Genomic DNA, 16,995 nt, shown 5'->3' with positions numbered 1-16,995 from the left:
TCGCGTTCAGGGGCGAGCCCAGGCTAGCCCCGGGTCGCTCCGGGGAGCCCGGGTCCGAGCCGTCTCCCGGCTGCACATCGGTCGTGCGGCGCGCGCACGGTCTTGCGCGCGCCGCGACGACCGCGACCGGAGCCGGTCAGGCGCCGTGGCCGAGGGGGACGCGCTCCGACGGGATCGGCGGCGGCGGGGGAGTGCCGTCGCCGAACGGGCGGCCGCCGAGCTCCTCGCGGCGCGAGGGGACGAGCCAGCCGGAGAGGTCCGGGCCCTTGGGGACGACGCCGGTCGGATTGATGTCCCGCTGCACCTCGTAGTAGTGCGACTTGATGTGGGTGAAGTCGATCGTGTCGCCGAACCCCGGAGTGGCGAAGAGGTCGCGGGCGTAGCCCCAGAGCGCGGGCATCGCCGACAGCAGGTTCCGGTTGGCCTTGAAGTGGCTGTAGTAGACGGCGTCGAAGCGGGCGAGCGTCGTGAAGAGCCGCACGTCCGCCTCGGTGATGGTGTCGCCGACCAGGTAGCGGCGGGTGCTCAGCCGCTCCTCCAGCCAGTCCAGCCGCGCCCAGAGGCGGTCGTAGGCCCGGTCGTAGGAGCGCTGCGAGCCGGCGAAGCCGCACTTGTAGACGCCGTTGTTCACGTCGTGGAAGACCAGCTCGGCGATCTCGTCGATCTCCTCGCGGTGCTCCTCGGGGTAGAGGTCGGGGGCGCCGTCGCGGTGGAACGCGGTCCACTCGGTGGAGAAGTCGAGCGTCATCACCGGGTAGTCGTTGGTGACGACCTGGCCGCTCGGGATGTCCACGAGGGCCGGGACGGTGATCCCGCGCGGGTAGTCGGGGAAGCGGGCGAAGAACGCGTCCTGGAGGCGGGGGATGCCCAGCACCGGGTCGACCCCGCCCGGATCGAGGTCGAAGGTCCAGCTGCGCTTGTCGTGGGTGGGCCCGCAGATGCCCATCGAGAGGGCGTCCTCGAGCCCGAGCAGGCGCCGCACGATCACGGCGCGGTTCGCCCACGGGCAGGCGCGGGAGACGACGAGGCGGTAGCGCCCGGCCTCCACCGGGTACCCGTCGCGGCCGTCGGCGGTGATCCGCGTCGGGATGTAGTTCGTGTCGCGGTGGAAGCCGTTCTTCTCGACGTAGGAGCCGAAGTCGTCGCTCGTCATACCCGCACGGTAGGCGGTCCGCCTGGACGTCCGGCTCCGAGTCCGGCGGCGCGACCGCCTGCTGGCGGGCGGCCGCGATGCCGGGTAGGATCGGCAGCTGAACTTCGGCGAGGGATGCACGTGCATCCGTGATCGACGCGGTGGAAGCAGGCGAGGCCCCCACGGGGCGCCACGGACTTCTCCTCACGCTGACATGCGTTCGAGTCGACAAACCGTCCGTGGCCGCAGGCCACGACCCGATCCGGTGGCGTGCGCGCCGCCCAAGGAGAACATCATGGCTGAACTGACCAACAAGGTCGTCGTCGAGGTCCGCACCTCGTTCGGCAAGGGCGCCGCCCGCAAGATCCGCGCGCAGGACAAGATCCCCGCGGTCCTCTACGGCCACGGCACCGAGCCCCAGCACCTCACCCTCCCGGGCCACCAGGTGCTCCTGCTCACCCGCAAGGCGAACGCGATCCTCGAGCTCGACATCGAGGGCGCCGCGCAGACCACCCTGGTGAAGGACATCCAGCGCGACCCGGTGCGCCAGATCATCGAGCACATCGACCTCGTCGTCATCAACAAGGGCGAGAAGGTCGAGGTGGACATCCCCGTGCACGTCGAGGGCGACGCCGCTCCCGGCACCCTCGTCTCGATCGAGTCGAACACCCTCTCGCTCGAGGTCGACGCCACGCGCATCCCGCAGAACATCGTCGTCTCCGTCGAGGGCCTCGAGGCCGGCACGCAGATCACCGCCGCCGACGTCACGCTCCCCGAGGGCGCCACGCTGGTCACCGACGCCGAGGTGCTCATCGTCAACGTCACCGCCGAGGTCGAGCAGGACCTGGGCGAGGACGACGAGACCCCGGCCTCGGGCGACGTCGTCGCCGAGACCGCGGAGTAGTCCGCACCACCCCGGGAACGGGCCCGCTCGCAGCCGCGGCGGGCCCGTTCCGCGTCCGGCGGGGGAGCCCCTCCGCCGTCCCCGAGGAAGAGGAACGACATGGGTGACACCTGGCTGGTCGTCGGACTGGGCAACCCGGGCGCGCAGTACGCGCGCAACCGGCACAACGTCGGCCAGATGGTGCTCGACGAGCTCGCGACGCGGATCGGCGGCTCGTTCCGCCGGCACAACCGCGCCAACGCCGTGGTCGCCGAGGGCTTCCTCCGCCCGGGCGGGCCGAAGCTCGTGCTGGGCAAGCCCAACAGCTTCATGAACCTCTCCGGCGGGCCGACGGCGCAGCTGCTCGACTTCTACTCGGTCGACCCGGCGCACCTGATCGTCGTGCACGACGAGCTCGACATCCCCTTCGACACCCTGCGCCTCAAGCAGGGCGGCGGTCACGGAGGGCACAACGGCATCCGCGACATCCTCGCGGCGACCGGAGGAGCCGAGTTCCTGCGCGTGCGGGTCGGCATCGGCCGCCCGCCGGGCCGCCAGCAGGCCGCCGACTTCGTGCTGAAGGACTTCGCCGGCCCGGAGCGCGAGGCGCTCCAGATCCTGGTCTCGGACGCCGCCGACGCCGTCGAGCTCATCGCCGACTCCGGCCTCTCCGCCGCCCAGCTGAAGTTCCACACCAGCGCCTGACCCGCCCTCCACCGAGGGAGCCCCGAACCGGCGAGGGAGACCGCAGCCCCGGGCTCCCTCGACGGTTCGGGGCTCCCTCGGCGGTCGGCCCGCGGGGCGGCCGTAAACTGGACCCGTGCCCCTCAACGAGATCATCTCGGCGCTGTCGCGCGCCTCCACGTTCGACGATGCTCTCGCGTACGCGGTGCGGGACGCCGACTTCTCGGTGGCCGACGGCCTCCGGGTCCCCCTGCTCGCGGGCCTGATCGAGAGGCGCGCGGAGGCGGGACGCCCGCAGGCGGCGCTGGTGGTCACGGCCACGGGCCGCGACTCCGAGAACGTGCGCGCCTCCCTCGGCTGCATGCTGCCGGACGCGGACGTCGTCGAGTTCCCCGCGTGGGAGACGCTGCCGCACGAGCGCCTCAGCCCGAGCGCCGAGATCGTGGGGCGGCGCCTGGACGCGCTGCGGCGGATGAAGCAGTGGTCCGGCGAGCGGCCCCTCGTGGTGGTCGCCTCCGTGCGCGCGGCGCTGCAGCCGGTCGCCGACAACCTCGCCGACATCGAGCCGATCCGACTCGTGAAGGGCGCCCGCGGCTACGACCTCGGCCGCATCTCCTCCGAGCTGGTCGACCTGGCCTACGCCCGGGTCGACATGGTCACGCGCCGCGGCGAGTTCGCCGTGCGCGGCGGCATCCTCGACGTCTTCCCCGCGGTGGCCGAGCATCCGAGCCGAGTGGACTTCTTCGGCGACGAGGTCGACTCCATCCGCGGCTTCTCCGTGGCCGATCAGCGCTCGCTCCCGGGCGAGGCCGACTCGGTGGTCCTCCCGCCGAGCCGCGAGCTGCTGCTGGTGCCCGCGGTGAGGCAGCGGGCCCGCGAGATGCTGCACGAGTTCCCGAGCCTGTCGGCGATGCTCGCGAAGATCGCCGAGGGCATCCCGGTCGAGGGCATGGAGTCGCTCGCCCCCGCGTTGCTGGAGCGGCTGGTCCCGATCTCGCACTACCTGCCCGCGGGGGCGGCCGTCGCGGTCCTCGCCCCCGAGCGCGTGGCGACGCGGGCGATCAGCCTCGCCGAGACGAACCGCGAGTTCCTGCAGGCGGCCTGGAGCGCGGCGACCGCCGGCGCCGAGGCCCCCATCGACCTCGCCTCGGGCGAGTTCATCTCGCTCGGCGCGCTCCGCGACTCCGTGAAGCTCAGCGCCCCGGGCGCCGACGCTCCCGACCACCCCTGGTGGACGATGAGCACGTTCCGCCAGGGCCCCGCCGCGGGCGAGGCCGAGGTGCTGCCGGAGGAGCTCGGGATCGACGAGATCCTCGCCGTCCGCGTCGAGGGCGAGCCGGTCCCCGGATTCGGAGCGAGCGTCGAGGGCGCCCTCGCCCACGTCCGCGCGCGCCTGGCCGACGGCTGGACCGTGGTCCTGACCGCGCCCGGCACCGGCACGGTCGAGCGCACCGACCAGGTCCTCGCCGAGCACGAGGTCGCCGCCCGCATCGTCGCCGACCTCCCCGCCGGGCTCGAGACGGGTCTGGCCTACGTGGTCCAGGCCTCCGTCGATCACGGCTTCGAGGTGGAGGAGGCGAAGCTCGCCCTGCTCACCGACACGGAGTTCTACGGCCGCACCGTCGGCTACGACTCCCGAGCGGTGAAGAAGCTCGCCTCGCGCCGCAAGAACGTCGTCGACCCGCTGCAGCTCACGCCCGGCGACTTCGTGGTGCACGCCACCCACGGCATCGGCCGGTTCGTGGAGCTCTCTCAGCGCGAGGTCTCCAGCGGGGGCCGCAACGCGATCAAGACGCGCCGCGAGTACCTGGTGCTCGAGTACGCCCCCAGCAAGCGCGGCTTCCCCGGCGACAAGCTGCTCGTCCCCACGGACCAGCTCGACCTGCTCTCCCGCTACGTCGGCGGCGAGGCTCCGGCGCTGAGCAAGATGGGCGGGAGCGACTGGGCGCAGGCCAAGAGCAAGGCCCGCCGCGCGGTCCGCGACATCGCGGTCGAGCTCGTGAAGCTCTACTCCGCCCGGATGGCCTCCCGCGGGCACGCGTTCCCGCCGGACACCCCCTGGCAGCGCGAGCTGGAGGAGGCGTTCCCGTTCGCCGAGACCCCCGACCAGCTCACCGTCATCGACGAGGTCAAGGCCGACATGGAGCGGCCGATCCCGATGGACCGCCTGCTCTCGGGCGACGTCGGCTTCGGCAAGACCGAGGTCGCCGTGCGCGCCGCGTTCAAGGCGATCCAGGACGGGAAGCAGGTCGCGATGCTCGTGCCGACCACGCTGCTCGTCCGCCAGCACCTCGAGACGTTCCAGGAGCGCTTCGCCGGCTTCCCCGTCCACCTGCGGGCGCTCAGCCGGTTCCAGAGCGCGAAGGAGTCGAAGGAGACGATCGAGGGCCTGGCCGACGGCACCGTCGACATGGTCATCGCGACCCACCGGCTCCTCAGCGACAACATCGTCTTCAAGGACCTCGGCCTGCTCGTGATCGACGAGGAGCAGCGCTTCGGCGTCGAGCACAAGGACAAGCTCAAGGCGCTGAAGAAGAACGTCGACATCCTCTCGATGAGCGCCACGCCCATCCCGCGGACGCTCGAGATGGCGGTGACCGGCATCCGCGAGATGTCGACCCTCGCGACCCCGCCGGAGGAGCGCCACCCGATCCTCACCTTCGTCGGCCCCTACTCCGAGAAGCAGGTGTCGGCCGCGATCCGCCGGGAGCTCCTGCGCGAGGGCCAGGTGTTCTTCGTGCACAACCGCGTCTCGACGATCAACCGCGTCGCCTCGCAGCTCGCCGAGCTGGTTCCCGAGGCGCGGATCGCGGTCGCGCACGGCAAGCTCAGCGAGTCGCAGCTCGAGCGGATCATCGTCGACTTCTGGGAGCGCAAGTTCGACGTCCTGGTGTCGACGACGATCGTCGAGACCGGCCTCGACATCCCGAACGCCAACACGCTGATCGTCGACCGCGCCGACAAGTACGGTCTCTCGCAGCTGCACCAGCTGCGCGGGCGGGTCGGCCGCGGCCGCGAGCGCGCCTACGCCTACCTCCTCTACGACGAGACGAAGCCGCTGAGCGAGACCGCGCACGACCGGCTGCAGACCCTGGCCGCCAACTCGGACCTCGGCGGCGGCATGCAGATCGCGCTGAAGGACCTCGAGATCCGCGGTGCGGGCAACCTCCTCGGCGGCGAGCAGTCCGGGCACATCCAGGGCGTGGGATTCGACCTCTACCTGCGGATGATCGGCGAGGCCGTCGACACCTTCCGCGGCGAGGTCGCCGAGGGGCAGACGGAGCTGCGGCTCGAGCTGCCCGTCGACGCGCGCATCCCGGAGGAGTACGTCGACAGCGAGCGGCTGCGCCTGGAGGCGTACCAGAAGCTGTCGGCCGCGTCGTCGCCGACGGCGAAGGAGGGGAGCATCGACCTCGTGGTCGAGGAGCTGACCGACCGCTACGGCGAGCTGCCCGAGGCGGTCGAGAACCTCATCCTGGTGTCGAGGCTGCGGATGCGCGCACAGAAGGCGGGCCTGAGCGACGTGGTCGCGATGGGCTCGAACGTCCGCGTGGCTCCCGCTCATCTGCCCGACTCGATCCAGGTGCGCCTGCGCCGGATGTACCCGACCGCGAAGTACCTGCAGCAGGCCGACGCGGTCGTCGTGCCGATGCCCGTGCTCGACGGCGTCCCGCTCGGCGACCGGGCGCTCATCCAGTGGGTGGCGTCGCTCCTGGACTCGCTGTTCCCGGAGCCGGTCACCGTCTGAGGTCCTCGGGGCGGCGCTCCCCGGAGGCGCGCCGCCCCGCTCCGGCGGCCGTCGCCGCTGCGGGAGGGCCCGCTGGCAGGATGGAGGGCATGCCGCTCCTCGCCGCCCGACGTCCTCGAGAGCCGGAGCCGCTCGCCGGCCCGCTGGTCGCCGTCCGCGGGGTCGCGGTCCGCGCCTCGGGGGTCGAGCTGCTCGCCCCGTGCTCGCTCGAGGCGGAGGCGGGGGAGCGCGTCGCGGTGACGGGCCGCAACGGCACCGGCAAAACCACGCTCCTGCGGGTGATCGCCGGCCTCACCGCTCCGAGCGAGGGAGTCGTGGCGGTGGCCGGGCGCGCCCCGGAGGAGCGCTCCGCCGCCCACCGCCGCGCCGTCGCCGCCCTGATCGGCACCCCGCCCTTCGAGCGGGACCTGACCCTCGAGGAGCACCTCGCGATGGTGGCCGTCTCGTGGGGCGCGCCGGTCGCCGACGCCCGCCGCGAGGCCGCGGCAGGTCTCGACGCGCTCGCGCTCGCTCCGCTCGCCCGCCGCTTCCCGCACGAGCTCTCCTCCGGGCAGACGCAGCTGTTCTCCCTCGCGCTCGTGCTAGCCCGGCCCTCGGCGGTGCTGCTGCTCGACGAGCCGGAGCAGCGGCTCGACGTCGAGCGGGTGCCGCTGGTGGCGGAAGTCCTGCGGCGCGCAGCCGCGTCCCGGGCACTCGTCGTCGCGACCCACAGCCCTGTGCTGATCCAGGGTCTGGGCGCGCGGGTCGTCGAGCTGGAGCGGGCGTGACGCGCGCGGAGAGGGCTCGCGTCGCCGAGGTGCGGGCTCTGCACCGGCACCGCGCCGCGGCTCCGCCGAGTCCGCGCGCCTACGCGGGCTACCTCGCCGCGATGACCGTCCTCGTCGTCGTCCTCCCCGTCGCCCGGGCCCTCGCGCTCCTCGCCGCCGAGGCGGGAGCCGCGCCGGAGCCGCTGATCGCCCTCGCCGCGGGTCTCGCCCTGCCCGCCGCCGTGCTCCTGGGTCGGGTGCGCGGACCCGCGGTGGGCGAGCCGCACACCACGGCCGTGCTGCTCGCGACCGATCTGCGCCGCTGGGCGGTGCTCCGCCTGCCCGTGGTCCGGGCGTCGGCCGGTCTCGTGGCGTGCTGCTCCGCCGTCGCGTCGCTCCTCGCCCTCGCCGCCTCCGCGCCGCTCCTCGCGGCCGTCGTCGGCGGCGCCGCGTTCGCCGGCCTCCTCGCCGTCGCCTGGCTCGCCGGTCAGTGCCTGCCCTCGCGCCTCCCCGCGCTCGCGGCGGGCCTCCTCGTCTCCCTCGCGGTCCTCGGGGCCCTCCTGCCCGGTGCGCCCACGCCGGGCGGCCTCCTCGCCTCGGCCGTGAGCGGAGCGGAGGAGGTGCGCGCCGCGACCGTGCTGCTCGCGTCGGCCGCGGTCGTCCTGGCCGCGGCGCCCCGGCTGCTCGACGCCGCGCGCGGATCTCGGCTCCTCGCCCAGGCCCGGCAGTGGTCGGCGACCGCCCGGCTCGGAGCGACGGGCGACCTCGCCGAGTCGCTCGACGGGTACCGCGCCCTCCCGGCGGTCGGGCGGGGGCTCCGAGCGGTCCGCCTCTCCCCGTTCGCTCTCGCGGTGCCGGTGCGCGACGCGATCGGCGCGCTGCGCACTCCCGGACGCTCGGCGGTCGCGGTCGTCGCGCTGGCCGCCGCCGGCGCCGCCGCCGTGCTCGCCGCGGTCGTGCCGTCCTCCCTCCTCGCGCTCCCGGCCGCCGCGGCGGGCGTGCTCGCCTACCTCGGCGCCGGCGTCTGGAGCGACGGCTTCCGCCACGCCGCCGCGACCGCGGGACAGCCGGCGCTCCTCGCGCCCGGCCCGTTCGAGCTGCTCCTCCTGCACGCCGTCCTCCCGCTGGTGCTCGCGGTCGGAGTCGCGATGCTCGGCGCCCTCGCCGCCTCGCTGCTGCTCCCGGGCGCGGCGGTGCCGGTGGCCGCCGCGACCGCCGTCGCCGCCGTCGCCGCGCGGGCGATGGACGCGACCCGGGGTCCGCTGCCGCCGCAGCTGCTCAGCCCGGTGCCGCTCCCGATCGGGGACGGCGCGGGAGTCGCGGTGGTCCTCTGGAACCTGGCGGCTGCACTGGTCAGCGCCTCGACCGCGGTGTCCGTCGCGGCGTCACCCGGGCTCCTCGCCGCGGTGCCGCTCGTCGCCGGCGGCTGCCTCCTCGTCGCGCGGCGGCGTCTCGCGCGGGCCTGAGGCTCCCGGGCGCCCGCGCCGCCCGGATGTCCGCGGAGGCGGCCGGACCGGATGCGAGGATGGCGGTGTGACCGCGCATCCCCGGCTCGACGAGCTCATCCGCACCGTCCACGTCCTCCGCGCCCCGGGCGGCTGCCCGTGGGACGCCGAGCAGACCCACGAGTCGCTCGTGCGCTACCTGATCGAGGAGTCGCACGAGCTCGTCGACGCCATCGAGGCGGGGGACCGGGCCGACCTGATCGAGGAGCTCGGCGACGTCCTCTACCAGGTGCTCTTCCACGCCGACCTGGCCGCCGAGAGCGCCGAGCCCTTCACCATCGAGGACGTCGCGGCGCACATGAACGCCAAGATGATCGGCCGCCACCCGCACGTGTTCGGCGACGCCACGGCCGAGACGGCCGACGACGTCATCGCGGTGTGGGACGAGCTCAAGCGCACCGAGAAGCCGCACCGCACGAGCGTGCTCGACGGGATCCCGCAGGGCATGCCGGCCCTCGCGCTCGCCGACAAGGTGATCGGCAAGGCGACCTCGCTGGGCGTCGTGGACGCCGGCCAGGGCCCGCTTCCCATCGAGTCGGAGGAGGACCTCGGCCCGCTGCTGCTGGCCATCGTCGCCTCCGCCCGCGCCCAGGGGCTCGACGCCGAGCGTGCGCTCCGCACCGCGACGCGCGACCTGCAGGACGAGATCCGCGCGGTGGAGCAGGAGCGGCGCGCGGACTGAGGCGCCCGCGGGCCCGCCCCGGCCGATCTGGGAGAATCGCCGTCATGGCCTCCCCGATCACCCCGCCCCGCGGCATGCGCGACTTCCTCCCCGCCGACAAGGCGAAGCGCGAGCACGCGCTCGGCGTCATCCGCCGCGTGTACGCCTCCCACGGGTTCGACGAGATCGAGACGCCCGTGGTCGAGGACTTCGACCGCCTCCACTCCGGGCTCGGCGGCGACAACGAGAAGCTCGCCTTCAGCGTCCTGCGCCGCGGGCTCACCCGCGACGACCTGGCGGCGGTCGACGACGCGTCCGCCCTCGCCGACCTCGGCCTGCGCTTCGACCTCACGGTGCCGCTCGCCCGCTTCTACGCCTCCCACCGCGCCGAGCTGCCGGCCGTCTTCCGCTCGGTGCAGATCGCGCCGGTGTGGCGCGCCGAGCGCCCGCAGAAGGGGCGGTACCGCCAGTTCGTGCAGTGCGACATCGACATCATCGGCGAGCCCGGGCAGCTGGCCGAGGTCGAGCTCATCACCGCGACCGCGGCGGCACTCGACGCGCTGGGCCTCCAGGACTGCACCATCCGCATCAACGACCGCCGCATCCTCACCGGAATCCTCGAGCACTGCGGCTTCGCCCCCGAGCGCTTCGGCCCGGCGCTGATCTCGATCGACAAGCTCGACAAGATCGGCGCCGCCGGAGTCGTCGCCGAGCTGGAGGCCGACGGGCCGGACGCGGCCGCGGTCCTCGGGGGCTACCTCGCGCGGATCGAGGAGGCGGTCGCCGCCGGGGGAGTGGCGCTCGAGCAGTCCGCGATCCTCGACGTGCTGCCCGAGGGCATCGACCCGGAGGCGGTGCTCGCGCTCGAGACCCTGGCCCGGTCGCTGCGCTCGCTGCCCGCCGGCGTCTCGCTCCGCTTCGACCCGACGCTCGTGCGGGGCATGGGCTACTACACCGGCACGATCTTCGAGATCGCGCACCCGTCCTCGGGCTCCTCGGTCGGCGGAGGCGGGCGGTACGACGGGATGATCGGCCGCTTCCTCGGTCAGGACGTGCCGGCCTGCGGCTTCTCGATCGGCTTCGAGCGGATCGTCGAGCTGATCGGCGGTGCCGTCGTCGAGCGCCCCGACGCCGTCGTCCTCGTCCACGAGCGCGACGCGGCGCCCGAGCTGCTGCTCGCGCTCAAGCAGGAGCTGATCGCCCGGGGCTCGCGCGTGCGCCTCGAGCGCCGGGCGAAGAACCTCACCCCGCTGCTGGACCGCGCGGCCGCCGCGGGCTTCACCCGCTTCGCTCTCGTTCCGCGCGATGCCGCCTCCGCCGCCGACCTCTCCTTCAAGGACCTCGGCTGATCCGCGCCGGCGGCGCCGGGTGAGCGACGCCGGCTGCCTGCGCTGAGCCGCGCCCGCGGGAGGGGCCGGGGCCGTCCTGTCGGGCCTGAACTGGGTCTCAGCCGATCCGTCAGAGGATCATGTCGATCTGGTCGGATCCTTGTCGGATCCGTGAGAGCCTTAATACCCGCGAAATCTGCGGACACACCCGAGAAATCTCCCCCGGATAGCGTCGAGGCACCCGATCGGCGCGGCTTGGCGCGCCCGCACGGGCACCCCGTCGCGACCCCGCGCACCCCACCGCAGCAGCCCTGACGATCCCCACCCGAGGAGTCCCCTTGACCCTGTCGCCCCTCCGCTCCCTCCCGGCCTTCGACCGCCGCAGCCTCCTCCGCCTGGCGGGTGTCGCCGGCCTCGCGATCGGCGGCGCCTCCGTCCTCGCCTCCTGCGCCTCCGACTCCTCCGGTGCGTCCGCCGCGGACGGCGGCGACCTCGGCACCCTCAAGGTCCAGCTCTCCTGGATCAAGAACGAGGAGTTCGCGGGCGAGTTCTTCGCCGACTCGAAGGGCTACTTCACCGAGGCCGGCCTGGCGGGAGTGACGCTCACCCCCGGCCCCTCGACGGGCGTGGCCGAGCTCCTCTCGGGCAGCGCGGACGTCGCGCTCAGCGACGCCGTCTCGATCGGCACCGCGATCGCCCAGCAGGAGGCCCCGCTCAAGATCATCGGCGCGACCTACCAGAAGAACCCCTTCACGGTCCTCTCGATCAAGACCGCCGGGAACATCGCCACTCCGGCCGACCTCGCCGGGAAGAAGATCGGCGTCCAGGCCTCGAACACCTCCCTGTTCCAGGCGCTGCTCGCCGCGAACGGCCTCTCCGAGTCGGACCTCACGGTCGTCCCCGTCGAGTACGACCCCTCCGTCCTCGTCAACGGCACCGTCGACGGCTTCATCGCCTACCTGACGAACGAGGCCATCACGGTCGCGGCCGAGGGCTACGAGGTCGTCAACCTGCCCTTCGCCGACAACGGCCTCCCCTTCGTCGCCGAGACCTTCTCGGTGTCGGAGCAGGCGATCGCCGAGAAGCGCGACGCTCTGAAGGCGTTCCTCGTCGCCGAGATCAAGGGCTGGACCGACGCGGTCAACGACCCGGAGGCGGGCGCGATGCTCGCCGTCGAGAACTACGGCAAGGACCTCGGCCTCAACGAGGAGTCCTCCAAGAAGGGCGCCACCATCCAGGCCGAGGAACTGGTCGTCTCGGACGAGACGGTCTCGAACGGCCTCTTCACCATCTCCGAGACGCTGCAGTCCGAGACCATCGCGTCCCTCGCGGGCGCCGGGATCGACGTCACGGCCGAGGACCTCTTCGATCTGACCCTCCTCGACGAGGTCTACGAGGAGAACCCCGAGCTGATGAAGTACGCGGCCTGATCCTGATCCACGAAGGGCACCACTCGTGACCGACACGACCGACGCCGGCACCCTGCGCGACCAGGGTGCCGGCGGCACCGGCATCCAGATCCACGGCCTGTCGAAGACGTTCCGGATGGGCTCGCGCAGCGTCGCGGCGCTGCAGGACACCGATCTCCACACCGACCAGGGCAGCTTCCTCGCCCTGCTCGGCCCGTCGGGGTGCGGCAAGTCGACCATCCTGCGCATCCTCGCGGGACTGGAGGAGCCGACGTCCGGCTCCATCCGGGTCGACGGCCGCACTCCCCAGGAGCTGCGCCGCGACAACAAGCTCGGCATCGCCTTCCAGGACCACGCGCTCCTGCCGTGGCGCAGCGTCATGGCGAACATCCGCCTGCCGTTCGAGATCGCGGGCAAGAGCGTCGACCAGTCCTACATCGACGAGCTGATCGACCTCGTCGGTCTCCGCGGCTTCGAGAAGGCCAAGCCGGCCCAGCTCTCGGGCGGCATGCGCCAGCGCGTGTCGATCGCCCGGTGCCTGATCCTCAAGCCCGAGGTCCTGCTGCTCGACGAGCCGTTCGGCGCCCTCGACGACATGACGCGGCAGAAGCTCAACCTCGAGCTGCTGCGGATCTGGACCGAGAAGCCCGCCACGACGCTCCTCGTCACGCACGGCATCTCGGAGGCGATCTTCCTCTCGGACCGCGTCGCGGTCATGAGCCCGCGCCCGGGACGGGTGAAGGAGATCATCGACATCGACCTCCCCCGCCCGCGCACCCCCGAGATGCAGCGCACCCCCGAGTTCCACGCCTACGTCGACCAGGCCTCCGAGCTGCTGTTCGGCGACGGCAGCGCGGCCGCGGACGACCGCGTCTAGGAGGCACCGTGGCCACCACGCTCCCCGCGGCCCCGCGCCGCACCCTGTCCCTGCCTCCGTGGCTCACCGGGCTGATCGGCGTCGCCGCGATCGTCGCCGTCTGGTGGATCGTGGCGCTCGTCACCGCGCCCACCGGCGCCGCGACCTACGCGCCCGTCCCCACTCCCGTGCAGGTCGTGCAGACCGCGATGGAGGACGGCGCCGGCTTCTACTGGCGCAACTTCTCCGTCACGATCGGCGAGGCGGCCGTCGGCTACTTCTGGGGCAACCTCCTCGCGCTGGTGCTCTCGGCGCTCGTGCTGGTCCTGCCCTGGCTGGAGGGGGTCGTCTCGCAGCTCGCGGTCATCACCTACTGCGTGCCGATCGTCGCCATCGGAGCGATCGTGCTGCTGATCCTCGGTGGTGCGGACGCTCCCGGGAAGGCGAGCGCGACGGCGATCTTCCTGGCCGGCCTCTCGGTGTTCTTCACCACGGTCGTCGGCAGCCTCCTCGGGCTGAAGGCGGCCGACAAGGCGGCGCTCGACGTCGTCACGGTCTACGGGGGCTCGCGCTTCACCCAGCTGCGCAAGGTGCGTCTGATCGCGGCGCTGCCCAACATCCTGTCGGCGCTGCAGATCGCGGTGCCCGCGGCCTTCCTCGGCGCGATCCTCGGCGAGTACTTCGGCAAGATCGAGACGGGCGTGGGCCCGATCCTGGTCGCGGCGCAGGTCTCGCTGAACTCGCCCCGCGTCTGGGCGCTCTTCCTCCTCTGCGCGGGCGTCGCGCTCCTCGGCTACGGCATCGTCGGACTGATCGGGCGCCTCATCGCGCCCTGGTCCTCCGGAAAGCGGGCATGACCATGACGACCACCGTCCCCGACCGCACGGAGCAGTCCACGGCCACGTCGATCCTCGCGGTCGACGAGCTGCGGCGCCAGCTGCGCACGGCCGCCCTCGGCGCGACTCTCAAGAGCCTGCGCAAGAGCCTGCTCGTCGCCCTGTCGACGATCGTGATCGTGCTGGCGATCTGGATCGGTGTGGTCCTCTTCGGCGGGGTCTCGCCCTACGTGGTCAAGGGCCCGTGGGACGTCTGGCAGCACCTGGTGACCGATGCGAAGGCCGCGGAGCACCGCGCCGAGCTGGGCGGCCTCTTCGCCGTGACCATGGGCGACGCACTGATCGGCTTCGCGGCCGGCCTGGTCGTGGCGATCCTCGGCGCGATCCTGTTCCGCCTGTCGAAGGGCATCGAGCACGCGCTGATGCCGTTCGCGATGCTGCTGCGCTCGGTGCCGCTGATCGCGATGGCGCCGCTGATCATCCTCGTCTTCGGGACCGGCTCGATCGCCTCGGTCGCGGTGATCGGCGGGATCGTCGTCCTGTTCCCCGCGCTGGTGACGATCGCCTTCGGCCTCAACAACGCCTCCCCGCAGATGCTCGACGTGGTCGCGGTCTACGGCGGCAGCACCCTCACCGCGATCCGCAAGGTCGCCATCCCCGGCTCGCTGCCCTCGCTCTTCGCCGCGATCCGCATCTCGGTGCCCGGAGCGATCACGGGCGCGCTGCTCGCCGAGTGGCTCTCCACCGGTGCGGGCATCGGCGGGGCGATCAACGCCTGGTCCGCCCAGGCCCGGTTCGCGGACGTCTGGTCGGCGGTCGTGCTCGTGACCGGCGTCTCGCTCGTGCTCTACATGCTCGTGCAAGTGCTCGAGACCTTCGTCCTCTCCCGGATGTCCCTCTCCCTCACCTGACCCCGTCGCTTCCCCCTTCCGCGGGACGCCATTCGAGTGCGGCTCGCCCGGTGGGTCGCATACCCCGGTGGTGTCTCGCGGGAAGGGGGAGGGCAGGGGGAGCGGAGCGACGGGGCCGGGTCAGACGGTGACGATCGCGTCGACGCGGTGGCCGGCCAGCATCTCGCGGCCCCCGAGCCCGTCGAGCTCCATGACCACCGCGATCCCCTCGAGGCTCCACCCGGCGCGCTCGATCAGGCGGCGGCTCGCGTCGAGCGTGCCCCCGGTCGCCAGCACGTCGTCGACCAGCAGCAGGCGCGCGCCGCGGGGCGCCGCGTCCTCGTGCACCTCCAGCATCGTCTCGCCGTACTCGAGGGTCGCCTGCTCGCGCAGCACGGCCCGCGGCAGCTTGCCGGGCTTGCGGATGGTCACGACGCCGAGACCGGCCGAGTAGGCGGCCGCCGCGGCGAGCAGGAAGCCGCGCGCCTCCACGCCCGCGATCGCGTCGATCCGTCCGCGGTAGGGCTCGATCAGCGCGTCGGCCACCGCCCGCAGGGCCTCGCCGTCGCCGAAGACCGGCGTGAGGTCGCGGAACAGGATGCCCGGGCTCGGGAAGTCCGGGACGACGGCGGTGAGACGGTCGACGTGGTCGGCGGCGGTCGTGGTCACGGGGAACCTCCGGGTCGGCGGGTGCGCCCGGGCCGTCCGGCGATCGGGCCCTGGGAGTCTACGACCGGCCGCGGTCTCCTGCGCTTCGGAGGCGGTCAGTAGACTCCTTCCCGACCGCTCCCGTCTCCGGGAGCCCACCCGTCAAGAGGAGATAGTTGTGGCCCTTATCGAGGCAGTCGTCGCCCGAGAAATTCTGGACTCCCGTGGCAACCCCACGGTCGAGGTCGAGGTCCTGCTCGAGGACGGCGCGTCCTCGCGAGCGGCCGTCCCGTCCGGCGCCTCCACCGGCGCGTTCGAGGCGTACGAGCTCCGCGACGGCGACTCCGACCGCTACCTCGGCAAGGGCGTGCAGAAGGCCGTCGACGCCGTCATCGACGAGATCGGCCCGGCCATCGAGGGCTTCGACGCCACCGACCAGCGCCTCGTCGACGCCGAGCTGATCGAGCTCGACGGCACCGAGAACAAGTCCCGCCTGGGCGCGAACGCGATCCTCGGCGTCAGCCTCGCCGTGGCCAAGGCCGCCGCGCAGTCGTCGGACCTCGACCTGTTCCGCTACGTCGGCGGCCCGAACGCGCACACCCTGCCCGTGCCGCTGATGAACATCATCAACGGAGGCGCGCACGCCGACACCGGCGTCGACATCCAGGAGTTCATGGCCGTCCCGCTGGGCGCCGAGTCCTTCTCCGAGGGCCTGCGCTGGGGCGTCGAGATCTACCACGCGCTCAAGGCGCAGCTGAAGAAGGCCGGCTTCGCCACCGGCCTCGGCGACGAGGGCGGCTTCGCCCCCGACCTGCCCACCAACCGCGAGGCGCTCGACTTCATCCTCAAGGCCGTCGAGGCCGCCGGATTCACCCCCGGCAAGGACATCGGGCTCGCGCTCGACGTCGCCTCCTCGGAGTTCTACGAGGACGGCGCCTACACGTTCGAGGGCAAGAAGCTCTCGGCCGAGGAGCTCTCCTCCTACTACGCCGACCTCGTCGCCAACTACCCGCTGGTCTCGATCGAGGACCCGCTGGACGAGGACGACTGGGCCGGCTGGACCCACCTCACCGCGGCCATCGGCGACAAGGTGCAGCTCGTCGGAGACGACCTGTACGTCACCAACCCGGTGCGCCTCGCCCGCGGCATCGCCGAGAAGGCCGGCAACTCGATCCTGGTCAAGGTGAACCAGATCGGCACGCTCACCGAGACGCTCGACGCCGTGGCCCTCGCCCAGCGCAACGGCATGACCGCGATCCTCTCGCACCGCTCCGGCGAGACCGAGGACACCACCATCGCCGACCTCGCGGTCGCGGTGGACGGCGGCCAGATCAAGACCGGCGCCCCGGCCCGCTCGGACCGCGTCGCGAAGTACAACCAGCTGCTGCGCATCGAGGAGATCCTGGGAGGTGCGGCGACCTACGCGGGTCGCTCCGCCTTCCCGCGCTTCTCCGCGTAGTCTCGGCACGCCGGAGCGGCCCCGGAGCCCAGCACCTCGGTGCGGGCGCCGGGGCCGCTCCACTTCCCCCGCCGCGATCGAGGAGGCACCCGCCCATGGCCCGTCCGCCCCAGCCGGCCCAGTCGCTCGGGGTCTCCTGCACCGTGTCGCTCGCGGGCTGCTGCGCCTGCTGGGCGAGCGTCACGTCGTCGAGCACGAGGTAGCTCACCT

The 16,995-nt window shown here is 72.8% G+C and carries 14 protein-coding genes; 12 read left to right on the top strand and 2 right to left on the bottom strand.

The genetic code is table 11. The annotated features are described in order from the left end of the window. Nucleotides 1–136: 136 nt before the first annotated feature. Nucleotides 137–1,153, bottom strand: coding sequence for a glutathione S-transferase family protein (locus tag C5D36_RS06920; protein WP_104226929.1), 1,017 nt, complete (start codon nucleotides 1,151–1,153; stop codon nucleotides 137–139). Between the two features lie 274 nt (nucleotides 1,154–1,427). Between C5D36_RS06920 and C5D36_RS06915 the strand changes: the two genes are divergently transcribed. The 11 genes from C5D36_RS06915 (at nucleotide 1,428) to C5D36_RS06865 (ending at nucleotide 14,699) form a co-directional block, all read left to right on the top strand. Then, nucleotides 1,428–2,036, top strand: coding sequence for a 50S ribosomal protein L25/general stress protein Ctc (locus tag C5D36_RS06915; RefSeq protein ID WP_104238997.1), 609 nt, complete (start codon nucleotides 1,428–1,430; stop codon nucleotides 2,034–2,036). A gap of 99 nt (nucleotides 2,037–2,135) precedes the next feature. Continuing rightward, nucleotides 2,136–2,720, top strand: a complete 585-nt coding sequence (pth, locus tag C5D36_RS06910) for an aminoacyl-tRNA hydrolase (protein ID WP_104295498.1) — start codon at nucleotides 2,136–2,138, stop codon at nucleotides 2,718–2,720. A 115-nt stretch (nucleotides 2,721–2,835) separates the two neighbouring features. After that, nucleotides 2,836–6,447: a transcription-repair coupling factor gene (gene mfd / locus C5D36_RS06905; protein WP_104295497.1), complete on the top strand. Its 3,612-nt coding sequence runs from the start codon at nucleotides 2,836–2,838 to the stop codon at nucleotides 6,445–6,447. Nucleotides 6,448–6,536: 89 nt separating this feature from the next. Continuing rightward, the gene (locus C5D36_RS06900; protein WP_104268002.1) at nucleotides 6,537–7,214 is read left to right on the top strand and encodes an ATP-binding cassette domain-containing protein; all 678 of its coding nucleotides are present in this window, start codon (nucleotides 6,537–6,539) and stop codon (nucleotides 7,212–7,214) included. Further along, nucleotides 7,211–8,659, top strand: coding sequence for a hypothetical protein (locus C5D36_RS06895; RefSeq protein WP_104268003.1), 1,449 nt, complete (start codon nucleotides 7,211–7,213; stop codon nucleotides 8,657–8,659). The genes C5D36_RS06900 and C5D36_RS06895 overlap by 4 nt, the downstream gene beginning before the upstream one ends. Nucleotides 8,660–8,726: 67 nt before the next feature. After that, nucleotides 8,727–9,380, top strand: a complete 654-nt coding sequence (locus C5D36_RS06890) for a MazG family protein (RefSeq protein WP_104222356.1) — start codon at nucleotides 8,727–8,729, stop codon at nucleotides 9,378–9,380. A 44-nt stretch (nucleotides 9,381–9,424) separates the two neighbouring features. Beyond that, nucleotides 9,425–10,708, top strand: coding sequence for a histidine--tRNA ligase (gene hisS / locus C5D36_RS06885; RefSeq protein ID WP_104295496.1), 1,284 nt, complete (start codon nucleotides 9,425–9,427; stop codon nucleotides 10,706–10,708). 317 nt (nucleotides 10,709–11,025) lie between these two features. Next, a complete protein-coding gene (locus C5D36_RS06880; RefSeq protein WP_258059873.1) occupies nucleotides 11,026–12,117 on the top strand; it encodes an ABC transporter substrate-binding protein in 1,092 nt (363 codons plus the stop codon). 115 nt (nucleotides 12,118–12,232) lie between these two features. Next, the gene (locus C5D36_RS06875; protein ID WP_104295533.1) at nucleotides 12,233–12,973 is read left to right on the top strand and encodes an ABC transporter ATP-binding protein; all 741 of its coding nucleotides are present in this window, start codon (nucleotides 12,233–12,235) and stop codon (nucleotides 12,971–12,973) included. 8 nt (nucleotides 12,974–12,981) lie between these two features. Further along, nucleotides 12,982–13,809, top strand: coding sequence for an ABC transporter permease (locus C5D36_RS06870; RefSeq protein ID WP_258059477.1), 828 nt, complete (start codon nucleotides 12,982–12,984; stop codon nucleotides 13,807–13,809). Then, entirely contained in the window at nucleotides 13,806–14,699 is an 894-nt protein-coding gene (locus tag C5D36_RS06865) for an ABC transporter permease (protein WP_104295495.1), read from the top strand. Before C5D36_RS06870 ends, C5D36_RS06865 begins: the two co-directional genes overlap by 4 nt. Nucleotides 14,700–14,819: 120 nt before the next feature. On the opposite strand, the gene C5D36_RS06860 is transcribed toward C5D36_RS06865, so the two are convergent. Continuing rightward, a complete protein-coding gene (locus C5D36_RS06860) occupies nucleotides 14,820–15,347 on the bottom strand; it encodes an adenine phosphoribosyltransferase (protein ID WP_104292313.1) in 528 nt (175 codons plus the stop codon). 157 nt (nucleotides 15,348–15,504) lie between these two features. Between C5D36_RS06860 and eno the strand changes: the two genes are divergently transcribed. After that, nucleotides 15,505–16,785: a phosphopyruvate hydratase gene (gene eno, locus C5D36_RS06855; RefSeq protein ID WP_104222361.1), complete on the top strand. Its 1,281-nt coding sequence runs from the start codon at nucleotides 15,505–15,507 to the stop codon at nucleotides 16,783–16,785. The last annotated feature ends 210 nt before the right edge of the window (nucleotides 16,786–16,995 follow it).

Origin of the sequence: Rathayibacter sp. AY1C6 (genome assembly GCF_002931535.1) — a bacterium.
Classification (GTDB): Bacteria; Actinomycetota; Actinomycetes; order Actinomycetales; family Microbacteriaceae; genus Rathayibacter.
This window is presented reverse-complemented; position numbering and strand designations above follow the sequence as displayed.

Coding starts and splice junctions, on each gene's coding strand:
- C5D36_RS06920 (WP_104226929.1), bottom strand. CDS start 1,153: ATGACGAGCGACGACTTCGGCTCCTACGTCGAGAAGAACGGCTTCCAC.
- C5D36_RS06915 (WP_104238997.1), top strand. CDS start 1,428: ATGGCTGAACTGACCAACAAGGTCGTCGTCGAGGTCCGCACCTCGTTC.
- pth (WP_104295498.1), top strand. CDS start 2,136: ATGGGTGACACCTGGCTGGTCGTCGGACTGGGCAACCCGGGCGCGCAG.
- C5D36_RS06900 (WP_104268002.1), top strand. CDS start 6,537: ATGCCGCTCCTCGCCGCCCGACGTCCTCGAGAGCCGGAGCCGCTCGCC.
- hisS (WP_104295496.1), top strand. CDS start 9,425: ATGGCCTCCCCGATCACCCCGCCCCGCGGCATGCGCGACTTCCTCCCC.
- C5D36_RS06875 (WP_104295533.1), top strand. CDS start 12,233: ATGGGCTCGCGCAGCGTCGCGGCGCTGCAGGACACCGATCTCCACACC.
- C5D36_RS06865 (WP_104295495.1), top strand. CDS start 13,806: ATGACCATGACGACCACCGTCCCCGACCGCACGGAGCAGTCCACGGCC.